General features: G+C 48.2%; 19 protein-coding genes. 12 read left to right on the plus strand and 7 right to left on the minus strand.

Annotation, left to right across the window (positions count from 1 at the left end):
- Window positions 1-19 precede the first annotated feature (19 nt).
- From ABXJ76_RS01520 to ABXJ76_RS01535, 4 genes are all read right to left on the minus strand, one after another.
- Entirely contained in the window at window positions 20-190 is a 171-nt protein-coding gene (locus ABXJ76_RS01520; protein ID WP_432743442.1) for a rubredoxin, read from the minus strand.
- Window positions 191-261: 71 nt separating this feature from the next.
- On the minus strand, window positions 262-1128 hold the full coding sequence (locus ABXJ76_RS01525; RefSeq protein ID WP_432743444.1) for an NAD(P)-dependent oxidoreductase: 867 nt from the start codon (window positions 1126-1128) through the stop codon (window positions 262-264).
- 318 nt (window positions 1129-1446) lie between these two features.
- Window positions 1447-3048, minus strand: a complete 1602-nt coding sequence (locus ABXJ76_RS01530) for an ATP-binding protein (protein WP_432743446.1) — start codon at window positions 3046-3048, stop codon at window positions 1447-1449.
- Entirely contained in the window at window positions 3048-3710 is a 663-nt protein-coding gene (locus ABXJ76_RS01535; RefSeq protein ID WP_432743448.1) for a response regulator, read from the minus strand. Before ABXJ76_RS01535 ends, ABXJ76_RS01530 begins: the two co-directional genes overlap by 1 nt.
- Before the next feature lie 292 nt (window positions 3711-4002).
- Here ABXJ76_RS01535 and hemW point away from each other — a divergent pair, with 292 nt between their 5' ends.
- The 3 genes from hemW (at window position 4003) to ABXJ76_RS01550 (ending at window position 7964) form a co-directional block, all read left to right on the plus strand.
- On the plus strand, window positions 4003-5148 hold the full coding sequence (hemW, locus tag ABXJ76_RS01540; protein WP_432743450.1) for a radical SAM family heme chaperone HemW: 1146 nt from the start codon (window positions 4003-4005) through the stop codon (window positions 5146-5148).
- Window positions 5149-5240: 92 nt separating this feature from the next.
- Window positions 5241-5885, plus strand: a complete 645-nt coding sequence (gene pyrE, locus ABXJ76_RS01545) for an orotate phosphoribosyltransferase (RefSeq protein WP_432743453.1) — start codon at window positions 5241-5243, stop codon at window positions 5883-5885.
- A 147-nt stretch (window positions 5886-6032) separates the two neighbouring features.
- Window positions 6033-7964, plus strand: a complete 1932-nt coding sequence (locus tag ABXJ76_RS01550) for a dynamin family protein (protein ID WP_432743455.1) — start codon at window positions 6033-6035, stop codon at window positions 7962-7964.
- Window positions 7965-8014: 50 nt separating this feature from the next.
- Here ABXJ76_RS01550 and trmB read toward each other — a convergent pair whose 3' ends face one another.
- The 3 genes from trmB to ABXJ76_RS01565 form a co-directional block, all read right to left on the minus strand.
- On the minus strand, window positions 8015-8704 hold the full coding sequence (trmB, locus tag ABXJ76_RS01555; RefSeq protein ID WP_432743457.1) for a tRNA (guanosine(46)-N7)-methyltransferase TrmB: 690 nt from the start codon (window positions 8702-8704) through the stop codon (window positions 8015-8017).
- 142 nt (window positions 8705-8846) lie between these two features.
- The gene (gene thiS, locus ABXJ76_RS01560) at window positions 8847-9824 is read right to left on the minus strand and encodes a sulfur carrier protein ThiS (protein WP_432743459.1); all 978 of its coding nucleotides are present in this window, start codon (window positions 9822-9824) and stop codon (window positions 8847-8849) included.
- Window positions 9821-10909: a 3-deoxy-7-phosphoheptulonate synthase gene (locus ABXJ76_RS01565; protein WP_432743461.1), complete on the minus strand. Its 1089-nt coding sequence runs from the start codon at window positions 10907-10909 to the stop codon at window positions 9821-9823. The genes thiS and ABXJ76_RS01565 overlap by 4 nt, the downstream gene beginning before the upstream one ends.
- Window positions 10910-11434: 525 nt before the next feature.
- Here ABXJ76_RS01565 and ABXJ76_RS01570 point away from each other — a divergent pair.
- The 9 genes from ABXJ76_RS01570 to ABXJ76_RS01610 all read left to right on the plus strand — a co-directional run bounded on the left by ABXJ76_RS01570 (window position 11435) and on the right by ABXJ76_RS01610 (window position 24313).
- Window positions 11435-13795, plus strand: a complete 2361-nt coding sequence (locus ABXJ76_RS01570) for a TonB-dependent receptor plug domain-containing protein (RefSeq protein WP_432743462.1) — start codon at window positions 11435-11437, stop codon at window positions 13793-13795.
- A gap of 436 nt (window positions 13796-14231) precedes the next feature.
- Window positions 14232-15104: a hypothetical protein gene (locus tag ABXJ76_RS01575; RefSeq protein WP_432743464.1), complete on the plus strand. Its 873-nt coding sequence runs from the start codon at window positions 14232-14234 to the stop codon at window positions 15102-15104.
- Between the two features lie 454 nt (window positions 15105-15558).
- The gene (locus ABXJ76_RS01580) at window positions 15559-16413 is read left to right on the plus strand and encodes a HEAT repeat domain-containing protein (RefSeq protein WP_432743466.1); all 855 of its coding nucleotides are present in this window, start codon (window positions 15559-15561) and stop codon (window positions 16411-16413) included.
- Between the two features lie 117 nt (window positions 16414-16530).
- Entirely contained in the window at window positions 16531-16989 is a 459-nt protein-coding gene (locus ABXJ76_RS01585; protein WP_432743467.1) for a hypothetical protein, read from the plus strand.
- Between the two features lie 107 nt (window positions 16990-17096).
- Window positions 17097-17612 carry a TlpA disulfide reductase family protein gene (locus ABXJ76_RS01590; protein ID WP_432743469.1) on the plus strand — a complete coding sequence of 172 codons (516 nt, stop codon included), beginning with the start codon at window positions 17097-17099 and terminating at the stop codon, window positions 17610-17612.
- Window positions 17613-17715: 103 nt separating this feature from the next.
- Window positions 17716-17931 carry a DUF4266 domain-containing protein gene (locus tag ABXJ76_RS01595; RefSeq protein WP_432743471.1) on the plus strand — a complete coding sequence of 72 codons (216 nt, stop codon included), beginning with the start codon at window positions 17716-17718 and terminating at the stop codon, window positions 17929-17931.
- The gene (locus tag ABXJ76_RS01600) at window positions 17918-20689 is read left to right on the plus strand and encodes a DUF3570 domain-containing protein (RefSeq protein ID WP_432743473.1); all 2772 of its coding nucleotides are present in this window, start codon (window positions 17918-17920) and stop codon (window positions 20687-20689) included. The genes ABXJ76_RS01595 and ABXJ76_RS01600 overlap by 14 nt, the downstream gene beginning before the upstream one ends.
- A gap of 30 nt (window positions 20690-20719) precedes the next feature.
- Window positions 20720-21646 carry an FAD:protein FMN transferase gene (locus ABXJ76_RS01605; protein WP_432743475.1) on the plus strand — a complete coding sequence of 309 codons (927 nt, stop codon included), beginning with the start codon at window positions 20720-20722 and terminating at the stop codon, window positions 21644-21646.
- Window positions 21647-21985: 339 nt separating this feature from the next.
- Window positions 21986-24313 carry a TonB-dependent receptor gene (locus ABXJ76_RS01610; RefSeq protein WP_432743477.1) on the plus strand — a complete coding sequence of 776 codons (2328 nt, stop codon included), beginning with the start codon at window positions 21986-21988 and terminating at the stop codon, window positions 24311-24313.

Genomic DNA, 24313 nt, shown 5'->3' on the forward strand with positions numbered 1-24313 from the left:
GTACTCCGGTAAGGCTTGATTAGACCATTAAATCGTATTCGCTTTTTTCTACGCCGCATTCAGGGCAACGCCAGTCATCGGGAATATCTTTCCATAAGGTTCCCGGTGCAAGGCCGGAATCGGGGTCGCCTTCGGCTTCATCATAAATATGGCCGCAAACGCCGCATTGGTATTTTTTGTAATCAGACATGAATATTCCTCATTTGAAAGTGAAAACCCCGCTGACTTTAACAGGTCTAGGCTCATTATATCAATCCGAATCTACCGCTTTGAGTCGATAGCTTTCAATCTATATAGCGCCGAAATATCCTCGTCGCCGTAACCCCGCGTCATTAACTCTTGGTAATCGGCAATGGTCATATCGATTAGCGTGGTCGATGCGCCGGATTGTTTTGCCATGCGTTGACAGATTTTTAAGTCTTTATGGTGTAGCCCAAGTTTAAAGCCCGGAGTAAAAATGCCGTTAGTCATGGTGGCGCCGCGATGTTGCAGAAACCAGTTGCCTGCTGCGCCGCCGGAGATGACTTCGATCACCTTATCCATCGGCAGGTTTTGAGCTTTAGCAAAGGCCAGCGCTTCGGTGACCGCCTGATTGATGCCCGCTGCCATAATTTGGTTGACCGCCTTGGTGGCTTGGCCTGAACCGGTTGCGCCCATGTGCATGATGCACCCGGTCATGGTTTCCAGTACCGGACGGGCTTGTTCCAGAGCCGCCAAATCACCACCCACCATCATTGCCAGTGTGCCGTTTTTAGCGCCCTCAACGCCGCCGGATACCGGCGCATCAAGAAAATCTACGTGTTTTTCGGCCAACATGGCGGCGGCTAGTTTGGCGGTATCGCTGCTAACTGTCGACATATCGACGACGACCGATCCAGGCTTAATGGCGGTTGCCAATCTTGCCACTACGGCTAAAACATCCTGGTCAGCGGAGACGCAAAGCAGTACTATATCGACGCTTGCCGCAAGCTCTTCCGGCTGAGCGAAGGCAATGATATTCAACTCTTCGGCCAGACTGTCCATTTTTGTCGGCGTACGGTTATAAACGCCGGTCAAGTGCCCGGCTTTTGCGATATTCCTTGCCATGCCGATACCCATCGCACCCAAGCCGATCATGCCTGCTTTCATCAAATTTCTTCGCTAGTTTGAAACCTCCCCCTTCAGGGAGATTAGTTGAGTTTGACAACAATGCACTGGCATCGTTATCCTTTTTGGTAACCTCCTCGTTCACGGGGAGGAACAATCCACCGACCTCTATCCGTCGGCGGGTGTCATTCGACGGATGAGGCCGGATGTGGATTGAAACAAGTTTGTTTAATTTTGATGAGTTTAGGTCGCTGGAGTGCAGGCTTCGCCTGCACTGGCAAGCAAAGCTTGCACTCCGATAGTCAGTAGCTTTCACATTTACCGATAAAATAAGGGCTTGTCGGAACCGTCAATAGTGCATCAAGCGCTTTTCTTGAGCGTAAAAAAGCTTAATTTCCCCGGATGTTTTTTAGCCGCGGTTCTTGGCGGCAGGGGAAATGCCACGGTAACTTTCAAGCCGCCCAGATCGGACTCATCCAAAACAAGTTCAGCGTCATGTATCGCTGCAATGCGTTGTACGATCGAAAAGCCCAGGCCGGTACCTTGTGCTTTATTGGCGGTTTCTACGCAGCGATGAAATCGTTGCAGTGATTTTTTATATTGATTGGGCGCTATGCCTGGCCCAGAGTCTTCAACGCACAGCAGCATTTTTTGTGCTGTGCCTACCACGGCAACCCTGACCATGCCGTTATTCGGCGTGTATTTGATCGCGTTATCAATAATGTTTCGGATCAAAATATTAATCAGCAGGGTGTTGGCTACTATGGGTATCGCATTAACTTCATCGTATTCCATGTGTATCCGTTTTTTATGCGCCTCAGGATCCAGTTCGGCAATATTGCGCATCACCTCACGACTGAGTACCGTGATTTCTTTGGCTAAAAACTCAGTGCCGGATTCAATGCGCGAGAAGGTCAATAACTGTTGCACCATGTAGGTCATGCGATTGACGGCTTGTTCTATTCTCTTTAGCGCCTGATGTCGAACCGTTTCGTCGCCGGTACGCATCGCAACCTGCGCCTGGGTCAGCAGTCCGGCCAACGGCGTTCTTAATTCGTGCGAGGCATCGGCGGTAAACTGGCGCTCATGTTCAAAGGCCTGCTCAAGCTGGGCGAACAGGGTATTGATCTCATTGACTACCGGGATAATTTCCTTGGGCAGCCTTTTACTGGATAGCGGCTTAAGAAAACTGGCTTCTCGCCGGGATAGTGCTATTTCCAGGCGATTAAGCGGTTTTAAAGAGTGCCCGACAATAATCCAGATAACGATGCCTAAAATCGGTAAACCGACCAGAAATTGCATGACCAATTGCGCCGATAATTCATCGGTTAATTCGGCGCGAATCTCTTCCTTCTGACCGACATGGATTATATATTCGCCATTTGAGCTGGCAAGGCTAAACACATGCCACAAGTGTCCATCGATATCGGTTTCGCTGAAACCAAGGGCGGTAGGGGAAAAAGCAAACGAGGGTGCGCTTTCCGAGCGCAGCAATAAGCCGTCATTTCTGGACCACAGCTGGAAAGCGACTTTTCTTTCGTATTTATGGCCGAAGGTGCTTGATTCCAAAAGTCCGTCAAATACTTCCCATAATTGATCATCAACACTTTTTTTGTTAAATCCAAGTACCGCAAACTGAGGTGACTTTTCCGAGCGCAGTAATAAACTGTCTCCTTTGGACCAGAGCTGAAAAGCGCTTTGCGATTTTTGTTTGCGCTTGGTATTGACGTGCAGGCGTCTGTCGGTTTGCGTTTGCGCCCAATGCTTGGAGAGTGAGCCTTCCCGCACCAGGCTTTCGACAAATACATGCAGTACTTTTGCCGATTGCGCCAATTCGGCGTCAAACAGGCTGGCAACTTCGTCGCGGGTGACTTTATAGTTCATATAGGCCGTCACTCCCCAGATCAACATCGATGCGGAAAGCAGGCTAAACAACAACAGCTGGCGTAGCGAATAATTCATTAATCTTCTTCGTCAATAATATAACCCACACCCCGGACGGTGCGGATAATGGACGGGTCGAGTTTTTTTCTCAGATGGTGAATATGAACCTCCACGGTATTGCTTTCCACATCCGAATCCCATGAATACAAGCTCTCTTCAAGCCGGGCGCGGGAAATAACTTTGCCGATATTGGCCATTAAAAAGCTCAGTATCTCAAATTCTTTTTGCGACAGGTCAATCTTTTCATCGTTCCAGGTTACTTGGTGCGAGGCCGGATCCAAAACAATACCTTTATACTCGATATTGGGCACGCTGCGGCCCTCGTTTCTTCTCGCCAAGGCTCTTAGCCGTGCGCACACTTCATCCAGCTCGAACGGTTTAATGACAAAATCATCGGCACCGCTATCCAGGCCCAATACGCGGTCAGGAACGGTATCCTTGGCCGTTAACACCATCACCGGCGTTTCATCTTTACGCGCTCTCAACGCTTTCAAAATATCCATACCCTCCATATCCGGCAAGTTCAGATCCAGGACGATCAGCTCATAGCAATTGAGTTTCAGCGCTTCATCGGCAAGCTTGCCGTTGGTCAGCCAGTCAACCGCATAACCTTCCATTTTTAAGCCTTCAACCAGTCCATCGCCCAGTATTTCGTCGTCTTCAACCAGTAACAGTCGCATATGTTCTCGCTTTAAAATAGTTTGTCATCAACAAAAAGGTGTCAGCGTAATCAAGCAAAGTTAAGTGCTACTTAACGTATTATCCAAAAACCGCATTGATCTGCGAAAAGCGCGAAAATCTTCAAAGAAATGCCAAGACTCTGCTGAGTTTAGCGAGGCGCTGTAAATCGTCACCTTTTGGCTTTCGTGGACGAGCTGGTTTTTCTAGGATTATTCATCCGTTAGCGTCTTATTAATCAGAGGTTCGCGTGTTAAACTAGCTGTTATTTTAAACTATATAGCAAAAAATCTCTTGCCTCCGCTTAGTCTCTATATTCACATCCCCTGGTGTATTCAAAAATGTCCTTATTGCGATTTTAATTCACACGCGATTAAATCCGATACGCCTGAATCCGCTTATATTACCGCATTGCTGAATGATTTAGCTGTCGATATACAGCGCTATAACATCACTAGGCCGATCAGCAGTATCTTTATCGGCGGCGGCACGCCCAGTTTGTTTTCACCCGAATCGATTGACCGCTTATTACGCGGCATAGAGCGACAACTGGTACTTAAAGAATCGCTGGAAATCACTCTTGAAGCTAATCCCGGTACTTTTGAGAGCCATAAATTTGCCGAGTTCAGGGCTTTGGGTATCAACCGCTTATCGATCGGCATACAAAGCTTTAATGACGGCCTATTAAAAAAACTGGGCCGAGTTCATTCGGCGCAGGAAGCTATTCATGCTGCCGAGATTGCCCACCAGTCAGGTTTTGACAATTTCAACCTGGATTTGATGTTCGGCTTGCCGGGTGCCCGCCCGGACAGCAGCAAAATAGATATAGAGATGGCTATAAATCTCGAACCTACCCATATTTCGTTTTACCAATTAACGCTGGAACCCAATACTTTTTTTTATAAATTTCCGCCCAAATTGCCTGATGATGAAACCATCTTCAGTACACAAAAACAGTGTCAGGCGCTATTGGCAGACCAGGGCTATCTGCAATATGAGGTTTCAGCCTATAGTAAACAAGGCCGGCAATGCCGGCATAATGTAAACTATTGGCAGTTTGGCGATTATTTGGGTATAGGCGCTGGCGCTCACGGGAAGATCAGCCAAGCATTACCGCAGCACATTATTCGCAGTTTTAAAGCCAAAAGCCCGGAACAGTATTTAAGGGACTCGCATCAAAACGGCGGCGCCGACGTTATTTCTGTAGCGGAGTTGCCTTTAGAATTTATCATGAATCATTTGCGCCTGAAGCAGGGGTTTACATTGGAAGCTTATCAAGCAACAACAGGACTGGCTCCGGCTACTCTGGAGCCAGCTTTATCTGCTTGTGTGCAGCAGAATCTGCTTATCCGGCAGAATAATCATTATTATTGCTCAGAACAAGGCTGGAACTTTCTGGACAATATTTTAGAAAAATTTATTCCTGAAAACGGCAAATAAATAAAGGCTAAGGGCGAAAAAAAGCTTGCATTGAGGTTTAAGATTTTTTCAGCCCTTAGCCATTAACTCTTAACTCTTAGCCCTATAACATCATGCTTGATTATCAAAAAAACTTTATTTCCTACGCACTGGAATGCGGCGTACTTAAATTCGGCGAATTTCAATTAAAATCAGGGCGCACCAGTCCTTATTTCTTTAATACCGGTTTATTCAATACCGGCGCTCAACTGGGAAAATTGGGCGAGTTTTACGCTCAGGCATTGATCCAATCCGACATTAAACCGGATATTCTTTACGGCCCTGCGTATAAAGGCATTCCGTTGGTCAGTGCAACATCGATTGCCTATGCCCGGTTAACCGGCAAAGATATTCCTTTTGCCTTCAATCGCAAAGAAGCCAAAGATCATGGCGAGGGCGGCAGTCTGGTGGGCGCTCCGCTACAGGGCAAGGTGCTGATACTTGACGATGTTATCACTGCCGGTACTTCAGTCAGGGAGTCGGTAGACATCATAAAAAATGCCCATGCAATACCGGCAGGGGTATTAATTGCGCTGGATAGACAGGAAAAAGGCCAAAATTCTATGTCTGCTATTGCGGAAGTTGAAGATCAATTTTCAATGCCGGTGGTTGCTATCATCACTCTGGCAAATATTATTGACTATTTAACCGCTGATATTGACCAAGATGCGTCTTTACTCAAGTCGATAAAAGCTTATCAGGGTCTTTACGGCATTTAAACTAACAGTTCTTTAGATATGGACTACAATTATTCAAAAAAATCACCGCCATCTGACGACCCTATGGATAGGGCAGTTGAGCGATGCAAGGAACAATTACCGCTATCGATTAATTGATAAAATCATGTTAATAAAAAAAGGCATGCCATGAGGAATATGGAATTTAAAGAGCAAATGCACGAATATTCGCAATGGCGTGCACAACTGGTTCAAACGATAGAAATGTATCACCAATGGCGTAGTCGCTATGGCATGAATGATGCTCACAGCACCGATATCATTCTAAATATTGTTAATGGTCTGCAAGCGGACAGAATCACACTGGCTTTTGTGGCTGAATTTTCTCGTGGTAAAACCGAACTGATCAATGCGCTGTTTTTTGCGGAAACAGGGGTCAGATTGCTGCCGTCTTCACCGGGTCGCACAACGATGTCGCCCACCGAACTTTTTCACGATGAAAAAGGCGGTAGTTATATCCGTCTGCTCAATATCGAAAGTCGACTTGAAGACATTTCACTGGCTGAGTTTAAAAACAATCCGGATCGCTGGCTGCAAATTGATCTTGACAGTACTTCGCCCACGCAAATGCAGGAAGCCTTTAAGGAGCTGGTTGCTACTAAACAAGTTGATCGGGCCCTTGCCGATCAACTGGGTTTGTGGAATGCACGTGAAGCGGCGGAGCAAGGTATTATCAATCCGGAAAAAGTTGAAATCCCCTGTTGGCGTCATGCCTTGATTAGCTTCCCTCACCCGTTATTAAAACAGGGCTTATCGATATTGGACACACCCGGTTTAAATGCATTGGGAACCGAGCCGGAACTGACCTTAAACATGCTGCCCAGTGCTCAGGCCATTATTTTTGTGCTTGCTGCCGATACCGGCGTGACTAAAAGCGACCTGGAAATGTGGCACAATCATGTTTGTCATAATCGGGGCGGCAATAAGCAGGGTTTAGCCGTGGTGATGAATAAAATCGATGCAATGTGGGATGATCTTGCCGACGAAAACGGCTATGACGATTCGATACGGTCACAAATAAAAACATCGGCGATGACTTTAAAAGTCAACGAGGACGTTATTTTTCCGGTTTCAGCCAAACAAGCCCTGCTTGCGAAGGTTAAAGACGACCAGGCTTTGCTGGAAAAAAGCCGTTTGGCCGCATTGGAAAATTATCTTGCCAATAATATTTTGAAACAGCGCAAAGACATTCTGCTGGGAATCATTACACGCGACATTGGTTTTCTAGTTAAAGAGTCTTCCAACTTAACCAGTGCTTCATTGGTCAATGCGATTACCCAGCTTGAGGAATTTAAAAAAATCGATTTCCAAAATGAGGATATGACCGGTAAATTGATGGCGGAAATGCGCGACCGGCAAAATCTTTACATGGCGAATGTCAAAAATTTTAAGGCCAGTCGCCTGGTTTTTGGTGTTCAAGCGCAGATGTTGGTTGATTCATTCGCCAAAGAAAAAATTGATGACATCATCAAAACCACCAAGCACGACATGGCTAAAAGCCTGACAACTTATGGTATGAAGCAAAATATCCGTAAATTGTTTGATGAGTTACGTGAGCTCTTGCAGGACTCTGTCGATATTACCAATGAAACCCGGCGATTGGTCAAGGCGATACACAAAAAATTTAACGATGAATACGGCTTTAAGGAGATTGAACCGCAGCTGTTTTCGATCAAACACTATCAGATTGAGCTGGAACAGATTTTTGATGAGGGCGAAGTATTCCGGACCAGCACCAGAACCACGATGTCAGAACAAAGTGTTGTTATCAATAAGCTTTACAGCACGCTGATCGTCAAAGCCAGAAATATACTCAGACTGGCGAATGCCGATGCGATAACCTGGAGTAACGGGGTATTAACGCCTTTGATGCATCAAATTAAGGGTCATAAAAAACAAATTGAAGGTCGCTTGCAAATGCTGAAAAAAATTAACGAGTCAAAAGACAGCATTATTGAAAACATTGCCAGCCTTGAAGCCGAACTGGAGCCGTTAAAGCGGCAACGTGACGAGCTGAAGCTCATCATTAACGCGATGCACTTGGATGTTAACCCGCTGTAGGGGCGAATTCATTCGCCTTGGGCGACTAAAGTCGCCCCTACAAAGGATCTTTATCCTTTCCTGAAAATCAAATCCCAGACGCCATGCCCCAAGCGTATACCGCGCTGCTCGAATTTTGTTAACGGACGATATTCCGGACGTTCGCAATAGTCCCCGGTAGCGCTGGCATTGCTGATACCGGTCCCTGCCGACAATACCGTTAACATGTGTTCGGCATAATTTTGCCAATCGGTCGCCGTATGAAAATAACCATCCGGCTGCAATTTTCTGGTTAATAGTTCAATAAAACTGGGGCGGACGATACGCCGTTTATGATGCTTCTTTTTCGGCCATGGGTCGGGGAAAAACAAATGCACCCCCGCCAGGCTATTGTCGGCAACCTTATGCTCAATAATATCCATCGCATCGTGACAATAAATCCTGACGTTGGTCAGGCTTTGTTGATCCAGCAGCAGCATTAAATGCCCGACACCCGGTTTATGTACTTCAATGCCGATATAATCCTTGTCAGGATTGGCCGCCGCCATCTTCGCCAGACTGTCGCCGGAACCGAAACCTATTTCAATAATCAATGGCGCTACACGGCCAAAGACCTGGTTAAAGTCATAGTCGACATCAGCATCGAGACAATACTTGTCCCAATGACTATCCAAAGCCAATTGTTGGCCTTGGGTAATGCGTCCTTGGCGACGGGTAAAGCTACGAATTCTATGGGAGGGATTTTGTTCAGCAGAAAGCATAAAAATATAATGGTCGTAGTCGATTTAAGGGGGGTTCACAGCCCGGTTCTTACTGGCATTAAGTTTTAAGCCTGATATAGCTAGGGTTATCTATTTGTGGGCGCGAATAAATTCGCGTCCACACTATACCAGCGTTATCAAATTAAAAAAACAAGCCGTCTATCGGCGATGAGGCCGAAGCAAAACGCCTACGCGGCATACGTCCCGCCAAAAATGCTTCTCTGCCAGCTTCGATGCCTTTACGCATTGCCGAAGCCATCAGTATCGGATTATTAGCGGCGGCAATCGCGGTATTCATTAATACCCCGGCGCAACCCAATTCCATCGCAATGGCTGCATCGGAAGCGGTACCGACACCGGCATCGACTAAAATAGGCACCCTGGCATTTTCAACAATAGTTAAAATATTATAAGGATTCCGTATCCCCAAACCCGAACCAATCGGCGCGGCCAGCGGCATAACCGCCACACAGCCAATATCCTCCAGACGTTTTGCCGCAATCGGATCGTCATTGGTATAGACCATCACATCAAAGCCGTCTTTAACCAGCCGTTCGGCGGCGATATAAGTTTCGGCGACATCGGGAAACAAGGTCAGTTGATCGGCCAATACTTCCAGCTTGACCAGCTTGTGGCCGCCGAGCAATTCCCTGCCCAAGCGACAGGTTCTGACTGCGTCTTCGGCGGTATAACAACCGGCGGTATTGGGCAGAATGGTGTATTTATCCGGCGAAATGACATCCAGTAAATTAGGCTCGCCGGGATTCTGGCCGATATTGGTACGGCGAATCGCCACCGTCACAATTTGCGCGCCGCTGGCCTCAATGGCTAAACGGGTTTCTTCCATGTCCTTGTATTTGCCGGTGCCGACCAATAATCTTGAGTGATACTTGACCCCGGCGAGCATAAAAGAATCATCCTGGCCGCCGCCAATCGCATGCACAATTTCCAGGCGATCCCCTGCCTGTAGCACCTGAGTATCGTATTGCTGAAACGGCAGAATTTCTTTATTCAGTTCAATCGCAATTTTTTTGCCGGTTAAGCCCAAATCGCTGACCACATCGGCAACGGTGCTGTTTTCGGCGCAGTCGCGGGTTTCGCCATTCACATAAACTATCATCTGCTTAAACTCCGGCTGGTGTCCACGGTTCTGCGTTGTTGTACCGCTTGCGCCAGCTCTCTTAACAGCGGAACGGTATCATCCCACGACAAGCAGGCATCGGTAATGCTTTGGCCGTAGACCAGCGGCTGGCCTTCAACAACCTTTTGACTACCTGCCTTAAGATGGCTTTCGATCATCACCCCCATAATCCGGTGATCGCCGCCCGCGATTTGTTCGGCGACATCATCGCCGACGATCAATTGCCGCTGGCATTGTTTCAAACTATTGGCATGGCTGAAATCGATCATAATATTCGGCTTTAGCTTGGCATTGATCAAGCCTTCGGCAACCTGTTCCACGCAGACCGCATCATAATTAGGGCGATCATTGCCGCCTCGTAAAATGATATGCACGTCTTCATTGCCGGTGGTTGAGAAAATAGCCGAATGACCGGCTTTGTTCAGCGAGATGAAGTGGTGCGGACTCATCGCCGCGCCTATCGCATCGATAGCGATTTTTATGGTGCCATCGGTGGAGTTTTTAAAGCCGATAGGGCAAGACACGCCCGATGCCAATTCGCGGTGTCCCTGGCTTTCGGTCGTTCTGGCGCCGATTGCGCCCCACGCGATCAGGTCGGAAACATATTGCGGCGTGATCAAATCCAGGTATTCGGTTGCGGCCGGAACGCCCGCTTCATTCACGTCCAGCAACAAGCGTCGGGCAATGCGCAGGCCTTTGTTGATATTGAAACTGGAATCCAGGTCGGGGTCGTTAATCAGGCCTTTCCAGCCTACCGTGGTGCGCGGTTTCTCAAAATAGACCCGCATCACGATCACCAGATCATCTTCCAGCTCGTCTTTAATCACTTTCAACAGTCGGGCGTATTCATGCGCGGCTATCGGGTCATGAATGGAGCAAGGACCCACCACCACGACCAGGCGATCATCCAGGCCGGACAGTATTTTGTGTATGTCCTGCCGGGCCAGTGCAGTCGTTTGCGCCGCAGTCTCGCTAATCGGCATTTCAGTATGAACCTGAACCGGTGCAATGACTTCTGTAGTCGCGCGGATTCTCAAGTCGTCGGTGTTATATTTTGTATGCATTACGCTTTCAACCCGTTGCAGGATTATTATCAGAATTTGTTATTTTAACCGATTTTAAACTGCTTTTGTGAGTTCTTGCCAAGGGCATGCCGGTATATCTATGTGCTGAGCTAGGGAAGCACTGAACAAGTTGATTCCATTCATGGCTCGATAAGTTCTCCACGAACGGAATCAGCGACTTACCGTTTGTGGCGAGCCTCTCGGACAGTGTTCTTGGTATTCCGAAATCGCTTAGCCTGACAAGCCGGGCGGGGTAGGTACCCATCGCCCTCCAGCCGGTTGAAAGCTTATCAATCCGGTAATTGGGCCGTTAGGCTTGCAGGCGACGTAAATAAGAAATCAAAAAACTGCGGCATATAACGCAGTTTAATTAAACAAACTACGGCATATGACGCAACTGTCTGAGTCAGTAAATTATAATTTCCTTATATACTAATAAGTTAAATTATGGCCTGTTTTTTGCTCTATCTATTCCAGAGGTGAGAATTTTCCAAAATTATTGTTCAATTTAAAATTCAGGTAAAAATGAAAAAATCTATTCAAAAAATGCACGGCGCAAACGCTATCGGCGGATATTTGTGCAACAGCAAAATGATTGCACTGATACCGCTATGCTTTGCCCCAGCTGTATTGGCCGCAGACAACAATATCAATCCATCCGCTGCGGCTATAACACTTGAGCCTATTACCGTTACCCATAAACGTTCAATCGCCAACCCTCTGAATACAACGGAGATAGACGATAAAAAAGTCCGTAGCAAACAGGCCGCCGTCAGCGACACGGCAAAGCTGCTTGAAGATACGCCTGGAGTTAGTCTCTACGGATCTGGCGGGGTGTCGAGTCTTCCGGTTATTCATGGCTTAAGTGACGACCGGGTTAAGATTAACGTGAATGGCATGACGATTACTTCGGCATGCGCTAATCACATGAATCCACCGCTGTCTTATATCGATCGCAGCAACATTGGCAAAATCACCATAATGTCCGGGGTGACACCGGTCAGTATGGGCGGCGACAGCATCGGAGGCACCATTTCCGTTGAGTCGCTTGATCCGGTTTTTGCCGAACCCGGTAAGGATATTCTGCTCGACGGCAGCGCTTCGAGCTTTTATCGCAGCAACGGCGATGCCTTTGGGGGCAGTATTGCCGCCGGCATTGCCAATCAAAATGTGCGCCTGGACTATACCGGTTCGCATACCGAAAGCATGAACTACAACGATGCTAATGGCGACAATGTTCAGTCCAGCTCCTATCGTAATCAGAATCACGCGGCCTCCTTGTCATTCAAAAGCGACAATCATTTAGTTGTTATTAAAGGCGGGCAACAGCATATTCCGTATCAGAACTTTCCTAATGCGCGTATGGATCTGACCAATAATGACAGCATTTTTGGCAATATCACGCACAAGGGAAAATTCGACTGGGGTTCGCTGGACAGTAATTTTTACTTCGAAAGCACCAAGCACAGCATGGATATCGGCGAAGACAAGCATAATCGTTTTCTTACCGCTGCAGGCGGCGGGAGTTTTGCGCCGCCCAATGATTACATGCCAATGGAAAGCCGCGGCAGGAACTTAGGTTATAAGATTCAGGCGGAAATACCGGTCACCGAACGCGACACTTTTAGACTCGGTAACGAGTTTCACAGCAACCGGATCAATGATTTTTGGCCGGCGGTCCATAACAATACCTCTATTCCTGCGAGCCAGCCGGCAAATGCGCGAGCGGCTTACTGGATGATGGCGCCGGAAAATTTCGTCAATCTCAACAATGCCGAGCGTGACCGGGTCGGCTTCTTTGGCGAATGGGAAGCTAGGTGGTCTCCTAAGTGGAATACCTTATTGGGGCTGCGTTACGACCATACCAACACCGATACCGGAGCTGTGCAGCCTTATAATCCCAAGCTGCTGGGTGGGGCCATGGCAGCGGGCTCAGGGTTCTCGCTGGGTGCCGCCAATGCCTTCAATGCAAAAGACCGCGAACGCAACACCGACACTTTCGATGTCACCGCTTTGGTTCAATACACGCCTAACGACAACAGCGATTATGAACTGGGATATGCCCGTAAAAACCGTGCGCCCAACTTGTACGAGCGCTATACCTGGGGCGCCCGCAAAATGGATATGGCGATGAACGGCGCGTTTGGCGACGGTAACGGCTATGTCGGCAACATGGATTTGACTGAGGAAACAGCGCATACCGTCAGTTTTACCGCTGCGTTTCATGAGCCGAAAAACAGCTTATGGGAAGTCAAGGCGACCCCGTACTTTACCTATGTGAATAATTTTATCGATGCGGATCGTTGCTCTGGATCTACCAATGGGGCTAGCGGCTGTGACGCCAGTAACCAGACCGCCACTGAAAGATTCGTTTATCTTCAATATGCCAACCACGATGCGCGTTTATGGGGGATGGATGTTTCCGGCCGAGCGGATTTGTTCAGCGATAAAACCTATGGGGATTTCTCCACCCACACCGTCATGAGTTACGTGCGTGGACAGCGTATGGATGGCGGCAATCTCTATCACATGATGCCGTTCAATATGAAACTGAGTCTGGATCACAAACGGAATGGCTGGGACAGTGCTGTGGAAATGCAGTTTGTTGACAGCAAAGATGATGTGCAAGGCATCAGAAATGAAACCACGACACCGTCCTACATTTTGCTGAATGCCCGTACCGGTTACGAATGGAAGATGCTGCGTTTGGATGTCGGTTTGGACAACGTGCTGGATAAGCAGTATTACCAACCATTGGCAGGCTCCTATCTGGGCGATCGCTATGGCATGAATCCAACGGCTGATGCAAACGTAACCGTGCCTTGGGGCAGAAACGTAGCCGGCATGGGTCGTTCCGCTTTCGTTGGCCTGACGGTCAAATATTAATCGGCCTTGGTCTGCTTTTGCCGCGCCGGAACAGAGATTATCCGGCGCGGCAATCATCTTAAGCAGTCGTGCAGGAAGGTGCTGATTAAATCCTGTTAAAAGCTCAGGGTACTTGAGCTGAACCAGGCATGCTGCCCTCCGAAACGTTTTGCGAGCTGTCCATGCAGGTTGTATCGGTAATAGCCGAAAAACAGCCCAACTGAAAACAGAATGAGGGTTGCCCGTTATTAAGCTGTGTTATTTCACACAGTTTATTAGGTCATATGACACATTTTTTATTTAAGTAACTTACGAATCTCTTCAGGAGGCCGGCATTAGCAGGGATTTTGTTATTGGCACAGAAAATGCTTTGTATGTCGTATGGGTAACCCGTACGGATCCATGCCAAATAAATGGTCAAATTACAATAACAGCAATATTCTTAAGGAGAGTTTACATGTCAAAACCAATAACTTTTAAAAAACTGGTCGCATCCTCACTAACGACTGCCGCGATGGTCGTCGTTAGTCAGGGTGCATTTGCTCATACCCGTTTTGAAACGTCGAGTGTTGCCGAAGCCACCAAGGTCCACAACGCTGTAAATATTGGGCATGGTTGCCCTCCTAGTACCGCTAGAAAAGCTACCATTGGAACGAATGTGATATTTCCGAATGCAGTATCTTATACGCCTGTTATTGGCGTAGACTCAGGAGCAGGAAAAGTCTATAGCACCACCGCAGCTACTGATTTTTATGCTCCATTAGCGGGTATCGGGGTTATGATTCGTAATGGTGGCGCGTTCCCTGAATACCAATATAAAGCTGATCCTCTTAATAATATCGATGGGTTTTGGGCGGGCGGAAAAGCTTACGATCAAACCATCTCCACCCCCGTTCAAGTTGATTTCGCCTCAGCTGCTGTGACCATTAAACCGGCATCCTGTGCCCGTACAGTAACGTTTTATGCGGCTATTTCTGACCATTGCTCCATTGATGCGCCTAGCACTGTTGCCACGGATGAAGAGGTTCTTTATTGGTCGCCCATTCCCAACTTTGCCGGTGTGCCCGGACAACCTTTTAATGTTGCCGCTAAGTATTCTAATTTTGATGGTTATCAAGATGCCGCCCATACGATTAAAGGCGATGGCTGGGGTTCGCCAGCCACTCTGAAAGTCACTAGAAACTTGACCACAAATCCGCTTCCAAGTGGCTGTACCGGTAATGCGGGTGCAGGTGATGATATTCATGTTTACCCATCTGCTGAACAAATTAATGTCGAGATGCCTATCTGGTCGGGTACGCATCAAAATGGCACAAATTATTGGCACTAATGCTCCAGATATTCATCTGAGGCGTTACTACACGTAACCGCGCGGGTTGCGTCAGTAGTCAGTATGATTACCAATGATGATATGGGGTAGTCATACTGAAATCGGTCTACGGCGATAGCTATTGCCGTAGACTTTCTTTTTTACTAACGTAGTGCGTTAACTTCAGCGTATTTATAGTTTTCTTGTTTGCCGCCCAAGTAAATAGGCAGTAATATGCTAAAAATATTGTTAAATGAATGATGGTTTGAGAAGTTTGCAATGAATGGCTTGAGCTTATATTAAGTACACAGGTTTACTACCTGAAAGAGCATGAAGCACAGGAAGGCTTATAATAGCTTCCCGTGTTTCATGCTCTTTTTGGTATGATATTGGGTTATTTGATAATGCGTTTATATCCATCTGTGAGACCAGACTGTCGGGATGTTGATCTTAAGTTTCTGGAGAGAGGCCGTTCATGATGGCAATTAAATTCTGGATGACCTGTTTGACCCTGTTGATGCCCGGGGCGTTATTAGCGGCTGTAGAAATTAAAAATTCAGGTGATCAAGGCTGGCTGGTTATCACTAAAGAAGCGGATGCTGAGCTACAACTGAAAGTCAGGCAAGCGCCATTGGCTAAAGTGCTTGACAGCATAGCCGGTAAAACAGGGGTACGGATGAATTATTCGGTATTGCCGGATGATTTGGTGACCGCAAATTGTGTAGGAACCAGCGTAAAACAGGTGCTGAAGTGCCTGCTAGTGGGCAAAGCCGATCTTGTTTTTCGCTATGCACAAGAACTGTCAAACGTTGACGGCCTGCGGCAGATTGAGGAGGTTTGGGTGATTGGTGCAAAATCTGAAACGGGTAAAAAGAATTCGCTTTTGCACGCATCAGCGGAAACTCAGCAGCCATTCTCATTGACGACAGATAATACAAACGCAGAGCCTGATCAAACGGATACCTTGTTAAAAATGGCGAGCTCTAACACGCCTGCCGAACGGGTGGAGGCAATCGGGCGTTTGTTGGCAGGCGGGCGCAAAGGTGATGCGGCCGTTAAACAAACACTGGTAGCTGCGCTGTCAGACCCCGATGCGATGGTACGCGTGCGCGCGCTTTCCGCTTTGTCTCAGCGCGAAGGCGCTGGAGCCGCCGCTGCTTTGCGTGAGGCGATGCATGATAGTCATGTATCGGTACGGCTAACGGCGGTAGATAATGCCGGTAGCGATGAAGCCTTGCTGCAACAGGCGCTCAATGATAGCGATGCGACGGTACGGCAGTTGGCGGAAATAAGATTGAAACGGCTTGAGAAAGCCGCTACTGCTTTGTAATGATTGTCAGTAAGTTAACAACAGCTCGATTACCTAAGTTGATGGCTTGGGAAAGAGACGACCAATACTTGTTTAGTGTTTATTTTTTGCTAGTACGCTAGCCATACGGGGATATTTATGAAAAGCACATATTTAAAAAAAGCGTTTATAGCGTTATCGATTTTGGTAGCAGTAGGGCATGCCGGTATCACATTTGCTCATGACGCGGGTGCGTTAATAGATAGTGCCGGAAATAATGCAAGCGCTACCGATCTTGCCGCAGTAACGTGTACTGACGACGGTGCCGGTGTGCCGCACCATCTTTTCGGTCAGGTTAAGGACTCTTCCAGTCCTGTACCTGGATTATTGGTGAACTTTCATATTTACAAGGGACAACAAATGACGACCAGCACCGATCCCGTTTCAGGAGACGATAACTATAGCCCAGGTGTCAGCCTTAACGGCGGCCCCGGCACGTACTATATATCGGTCACTAAAACCAGCGCTGGCGCGAGGATCTTCAATGTCATCTGGCATTGCGTGACCAGTGACAACAAACATACAGGCACTGACATTACTGTATTGCAAATTCAATAATAGTTGATCTTGGCAACGTACGCGCGCCTAGTCGCGGGCGTTGCCGTTTAAGCGATTAAGCAACCTGTCGACGCAGTTCTCACTGCTTATCAAAGAAAGTTTCCTAGATGAACCCACGAATATTAATACGACTCTGCACCCTGCTGGCGCTTACCCAAATACCAGCGGTATTTGCTGCAGAGATTGGTAGCAAAGTGCCTGATTGCGAACTGTCGTCGATCAACGATAAACAACGCTATACCCTGCAACAATTCCACGGCAAAGTAGTTTATGTGGATTTCTGGGCTTCCTGGTGTCCTCCCTGCGCTAAATCCTTTCCATTCATGAATGAATTGCATCGTGATCTTAAAGATAGCGGATTGCAGATGATAGCGGTTAATCTGGATCAGGCACCCGAGGATGCCAAGACGTTTTTGGCTAAATACCCAGCCAATTTTACCGTGGTGGCGGATGAAAATGAGCAGTGTGCCAGGGACTTTGATGTCAAAGCCATGCCTTCTGCCTATCTGGTCGATCGTAATGGCGTCATTCGTCATATCCATTTAGGGTTCCGCGAGGGAGCAGCCGAGGAGCTTCGGCTTGTCGCCGGGCAGTTGCTGGCAGAGAAGCCGGAACTGAAATAAGCGGTGATTTGAATAGTAGCCGCTTTTCATAGCGGCACGATTTTCTCGCTGCGTGGGAACGATGCAACATTTGATGAAAAACAACCATGATGAGAAACCACAAATGAAGACAATACAGCAAGCGCTGTTGTTGGCCTTGTCTATCTGTGTTTCGGGCTGTTCCCCGGTGGCGCCATGGCAGCGAGGCACGCTTGCCAAGCCGCAGATGGCTTTGGAACCTTACCCCTTACAAAGCACTTTTAATGCGCATATTTACGGTAGCCGGGAGGCTGCTACCGGTAGCAGCGCTGCTGGAGGGGGTGGTTGTGGCTGTTATTAAACGCATACTAACCAAGCTTCATGCCGAAAACGCCGGTAGCTCGCTATTGACACTGGGCTATAGGCAGCTGAGCGAGCGGTTGTTAGCGCGCACAGCCAAGCCGAAACCGGTAGCGGCAGTGAGTGCATCATTGCAGATGTTGACCGCTGCCGCTTTGTCGTTGCCCGGCTTGATGCCTGTAACGGCTCAGGCTGCGGACGAAGAAGTCAGTTTTTTATATGGCTATTATGAAGAGAGCAATCGTAATCTTTTCGGTGAAAACAGCAGGTTTGACCCGATTGTCGTGGACAGTCTGTTGGGCAGCTCTAAAATCAAGTTGTCCGACCGCTTGAAGTTTGCCTTTAATTACACCCAGGATACTTGGAGTGGGGCGACGCCTATCGCAACTGCGCCGCTTTCTTTCGGCGGCAATAAAGAAGGCGGCGTGATTTCAGGGGCAACGCCTTTTCTGCAAAACAATGGCGTGCTGTTCGACAAACAATTGAACCCATTGAGACGGAATGCCTTAACCGGAGAGTATGTAAAAGACAAGCAGCTAGTGCATACGCTTTCTTCTGCCTCGCCGGAGATTCGCAAACAAGGCGATGTCAAATTCAGTTACGAATGGGATGAGGCGGCGCTGGATGTCGGTGGCGGCATTTCTGTAGAAAATGACTATGAATCGCGGTTTGGCAATGTGGCCGGACGTTGGGATTTTAACCAGAAGCTGACCAGTTTGAACGTGGGTTTGAGTTACACCAACAGCGATACTCACGCCATACTTGATCATGATGCCACGCCCTATATCTTTGATGTCGGCCGTGGTTTTGACTCCTACAATAACACCTCCGGCAGCGGCCAAATTCAAAAAGAGGATAGAAATAATGTCCTGCGCGGCAATCGACAGGACTGGGGAACCGCGCTGGGCCTGACCCAGGTGCTGAACGAAACCGCGCTACTGGAAGCGGGCATTGGCTATACCCGCAGTACCGGTTATATGGCAAATCCCTATAAGGTGGTGGAAGCGGCGTTCATTGATCCGACGCAGACCGGTGAAGTGCTGAGGGGCGTGTCCATCGGTTTACTTGAAAAGCGTCCCAACGAGCGTAATCAATGGACTGAAAATTTGCGTTATGTTCAATATATCAATGGTCTGGATGCGGCCTTGCATTTTGATTACCGCTTTTTTCACGATGACTGGGGCGTCAATGCTCATACCTTTGAAGCCGATTGGGTTCAGCCGGTGGGTCATGGTTGGACGCTCACTCCGAAAGTGCGTTATTACTCGCAGGATGCCGCCGATTTTTACACACCTTACCTGGTATCCAGTCAGGCCCTCAGTAAAGCCGCTGTTGATCAAAGCGGAAGGCCTATTTATGTTGAAGCGGGCAATCCCAATAATGGCAATGTTTATTTTCGTGATAAAGACTTTAACTTGGTGGATGCCAGCGGGAAAATGGTCGACGAAATTGCCGTTAATCCGATCAATAAAACCATTCCGTTTGACCGCAATAAACTGCCCAGCCATTATTCCAGCGACCATCGGCTATCGGGATTTGGCGCGTTAAGTGGCGGACTTACCGTCAGCAAACAATTCGCTAAAGGCGTCAGTTTTGAGGCGGCTGCCGAATACTATACCCACGCAGGCTCGATGAAACTGGGCGGTGGCGGTGAGGGCGCTTATGCCGATTACAACTATTACACGGTTAATGCGGTTCTGAAGGTCGATTTATCCTCACTATCTCTGGCCGGTAGCGAACATAGCGGTCATAGCGGGCATAGTCATCACGGCGGCCATGCACCCGCCGGTGTCATGTTCGATCACATGATGGATAAAGCCGGTGACGTGATGTTCGGCGCCCGTTATATGTACAGCACTCAGTCTGGCGATATGTTGCAGGGTACCAATAAGGTCAGCGATCAAACTATCGTAAAAAATGGCTGTGGCGGCGATTCCTGCTTTACCGCGCCGGGCGGAATGAACATGAATATGATCATGCTCGATTTTATGTACGCCCCGACCGACTGGTTAACACTGATGCTGATGCCTCAGTTCGTCGATATGAACATGTCCACACGAGAGCTGAATGGCGCACCATCGGCAACTTTTGATCAGCAAGCACTGATCAATCACCACACCTTGCATGAGCACACCACCAGCGGTATCGGTGATACCGGCATTTATGCGATGGTCAAGCTGTTCGATGAGGCAGGCCATCGTCTGCACGGCACCTTGGGCGTCAGTGCGCCGACCGGCGATGTTGATGTCAAATTCAGGGATACCCATCGAATCGATGCCGGTTTTCAGCATTACGGTATGCAGTTGGGCAGCGGCACTTGGGATCTCAAGCCGAGCATGACTTATACCGGAAAATTGGATAAGTATTCCTGGGGTGCGCAGCTTAACGGCACCGTACGTCTTGAGCATAACAACGAAACCGGTTTCGCTTTTGGCGATATATTCCAATCTACCGCTTGGGGCAGTTACGACCTGTTAAAGTGGCTGTCGACTTCGGTGCGCGGCGTTTATACCGTGCAGGGCTCGATTAGGAACGAGTATAACGGGACATTCAATAAACTGGGCCCGGTGGATTATCCCGGCAATCATGGCGGGCGTTATTGGGATGTCGGTTTTGGTATTAACGCTTTTGTGCCAACCGGGAGTCTACAGGGCAACAACCTCAGTTTCGAATGGCTACAGCCGGTCAGCGACGATGTCAACGGTTATCAGCTACCGCGTGAGGGCGCACTGTCGGCTACCTGGAGTTATGCGTTTTGACCGGCGCTGTGGTGGTTTGCGGTTTTTAGCATGACAGCCAAGCGTTTGAGCTATTACCGCTATGCCTTCAAGGCGATGGGTTCGCCTTGCGACATACAACTCTATGCCGACAGTCCGTCCAGAGCCAAGCAGATTGCCGATGCGGCTATCACCGATGTATACCGGCTCGAAGCGCTGTATTCGCGTTACCGTAGCGACAGTTTTCTTGCGGCCATTAATCGCGTGGCGGCCACCGGCGGTCGTATCACGGTCGATGATGAAACCGCAGGATTATTGAATTATGCGGCAACCTGTTATGAACAGAGCGACGGCCTATTCGACATCACTTCCGGCATCTTGCGCCGCGCCTGGCGCTTTGATCGGGGTAAATTGCCGGATCAGGCACAAATTCAGACATTGCTCGATAAAGTCGGCTGGCACAAATTGTGTTGGGCACCACCCGTGCTGGTATTTTCAAGCCCCGGCATGGAAATCGATTTTGGCGGCATAGTCAAAGAATACGCCGTTGACCGTGCGGCCGCATTATGTGGCGCAGCCGGAATCCGGCATGGCGTGATTAATTTAGGCGGCGACATAAAAGTGATTGGCCCGCGCGCCGATGGCAGTCCGTGGCGAGTCGGTATCCGTGATCCCCGTAACAAAGAAGCCGTGATGCGAACCATTTTATTGCGGGAAGGCGCGCTTGCCAGCAGTGGTGATTACGAACGTTGTATCAGTGTGGATGGCGTGCGTTACGGACATGTACTCAACCCCAAAACCGGCTGGCCAGTACGGTATTTGGCGGCGGTTAGCGTGGTTGGTGATTTCTGTGTCGTTGCGGGCAGCGCTTCTACCATCGCAATGCTCAAGGAAAGTAGCGGTCCCGACTGGTTGGAAAGCTTGGGATTACCCCATTTATGGGTCAATGTACAGGGCGAAACCGGCGGTTCGTTGTCGGGTCGGAATCATCAGCCGTGATATAGCGCAAAACATCGATCACTTGTGTAGATAGCTATGGCCTAAAGGCCGAGCTTTAAACCAGCAAGGAAGATTGATTAAGCTGTGGCATATAACCTACTAAAATAGGTTATATGCCGTATTTTGATTAAAAACAGGCTCTCAATAAAGTCTGGCACGCATTACAGGCGCAACGCATTGGGATGACAAATAATGCGCCATAGAAATATAATTAATTGATTATAAAGGAGCAAAGTAATCTTCGAGGTGGTTCGGAGAGGTGCTTCTGATGTGCTTTTTGGCTTGGTATGGAAAATGCTTATGAATAGCAATCAGTCACATCTATAAAAATTAAAAGAAATGAAAAAATACCTACTATTGCTGGGAGTGAGTTATTTAGGCAGCGGGATTGCGGCGGAACCGGTGAAGGCTACTAAAACCGATAAATATCAGGGCGAGGACATGGTCACCTACGGAGCGGTGACCGATAGAAAGTTTCCAGATACTGCCAAGGCAACTCCGACCTATACGATTGATAAAGCTGATGTTGAAGCCAAAGTGAATGCGACTACGGTTGAAGATTTCTTAAAGTTCACCCCAGGCCTGTTAGTCCGCAAACGTTACATGGGCGATCCCAACGGTAACTTGGGCATACGCGGCTCCAATGTGTTCCAGACGGCACATACTATGGTGTTCGGTGATGGAATGCCGTTGCATAATCCATTGCGCACCAGTTTTAATGGTGCGCCCAGATGGTCAATGGTCTCACCCAGCGAAGTCGAATCGGCGGAAGTACTTTACGGCCCTTTTTCTGCGCAATATGGCGGTAATTCGTTTGGCGGCGTGGTTAATTTGAACACTAAAATGCCGGAAAAATTTGAAGCTCAAATGGATGCTACCGGCATGTTCCATGATGTGCATCGGTCAGGGCGGAATGAAACGTTGATGGGTTATAAAACTTTTATTTCTGCAGGCGACAAGATCGATAAGTTCAGTGTTTGGGCCTCTTATAACCGTTTTGAAAACGAGGGGCAGCCGCAGACTATCAATGCCGCTCAATTAAGTTCGGCGGCAGGCGGAACCGCAGTCGCCGGAGGCGAAAGTTATCAAACGCCTCAAGGTGCGCCCGCGCTTGCTTATGGTGATATTGGCGTGGCTCGGCAAACCACGGATTTATTTAAAGCCAAATTCGGTTATGACTTTACCGAAGATCTGCAGGGGCGTTTTACTATTGCCTATGAAGATCGCGTCGGCAAAGTTGACGATCCGAACAGCCTGTTAAGGAATGCCGCAGGCAATACGGTATGGGGAGGTGCTACAGCAGCCGGACAGTCAGCGAACCAAAACTACAGAACACCGGACGGACAACGTTTTACCGTTCCAGGTTCGGTTTTTTCGGTCAGCGACTCGCAGCGCCAGACCCTGAATTATGGCTTGGGGTTAAAGGGAAAAATCTCGGATAACTGGAGCATTGATACTACTGCCAGTTATTATGACGCGTTCAAGGACAGAAGTATCAGTTCAACGCTGAATCCCAACCATCCGCAAAATCAAAACAAAGGCCAGGTTGCGGATGAAAAACCCTGGTGGGCGACTTACGATGTGAAATTGGCGACCGATAATTTTTTGGGTAGGGATGACCTATCTTTTATGGGCGGCTATCAATTTAACCATGCGAGCCTGAATCTGGATACTTACTCCAGCAATAACTATGTGGCTGGAACTGCCGATGTTAAAACCGGCGACAGCGGCGGCGCGACTCAAACCAACAGCGCTTTTTCACAGTTGGAATGGCAGTTTTTGCCGGACTGGAGCGTGATGGCCGGAGGGCGGTTTGACCACTGGCAAGCGCTTGATGGCCATGTGCACACTTTTGGCGCGACCAACAACATTCAAAATTACGCCGACCGCGATGCCTCCCGTTTTTCGCCTAAAGCGTCTTTGGAATATTCACCGGATAACTGGATTTTCCGCTACTCGTTTTCTAAAGCGTATCGTTTTCCGATTGCTGAAGAAATGTTTGCCAGCGTCTCCAGGCTTAATAACTTAAGCATTTCAGCGCCTGATTTAGGGCCGGAGAATGGTTATTTTCATAACTTCATGACCCAATACGATATTCCCAGGGGTTATGTACGCGCCAATTTCTTTTTCAACCAAATCAACAACGAAATAGCTAGTACCTTGCAGACTATCAATGGACAAAGCATTACTACCTTTTTACCGATTGAACAAACCGAAGCTATCGGCGTAGATCTGACTTATCAACAAAACGAAGTGTTTAATCTGCCTGTCGACTTAATGGCTAACGGTATTTTTATGAATAAACAAATTACCCAAAACAGCCACAATCTGTCGCTGGTTGGTAATGAATGGGATCGCATACCCAGCTTACAGGCCAATGCAACATTAACCTACCATATTCTGCAACCTTGGGATGCTGCGGTAGGCGTGCGTTATCGCAGTGATTCATTTCAGCGTCTGGAGAATAACGATACCGCCGCTAATGTCATGGGCGGCACCGATGAATCCACTTTTGTCGACTTAAAAACCACGTACAGGTTACCGATTAGTCGGGAACTAAAAAGTACCATTTCAGCGGGGATCGATAATGTTTTTGATGCTAATGCCTTTGAAAACCATCCTTATCCGCAACGCACTTATTTTGTTAGCGCGTCGTTGAAATATTAA

Source organism: Methylobacter arcticus (assembly GCF_050917435.1).
Taxonomy (GTDB): domain Bacteria; phylum Pseudomonadota; class Gammaproteobacteria; order Methylococcales; family Methylomonadaceae; genus Methylobacter_A; species Methylobacter_A titanis.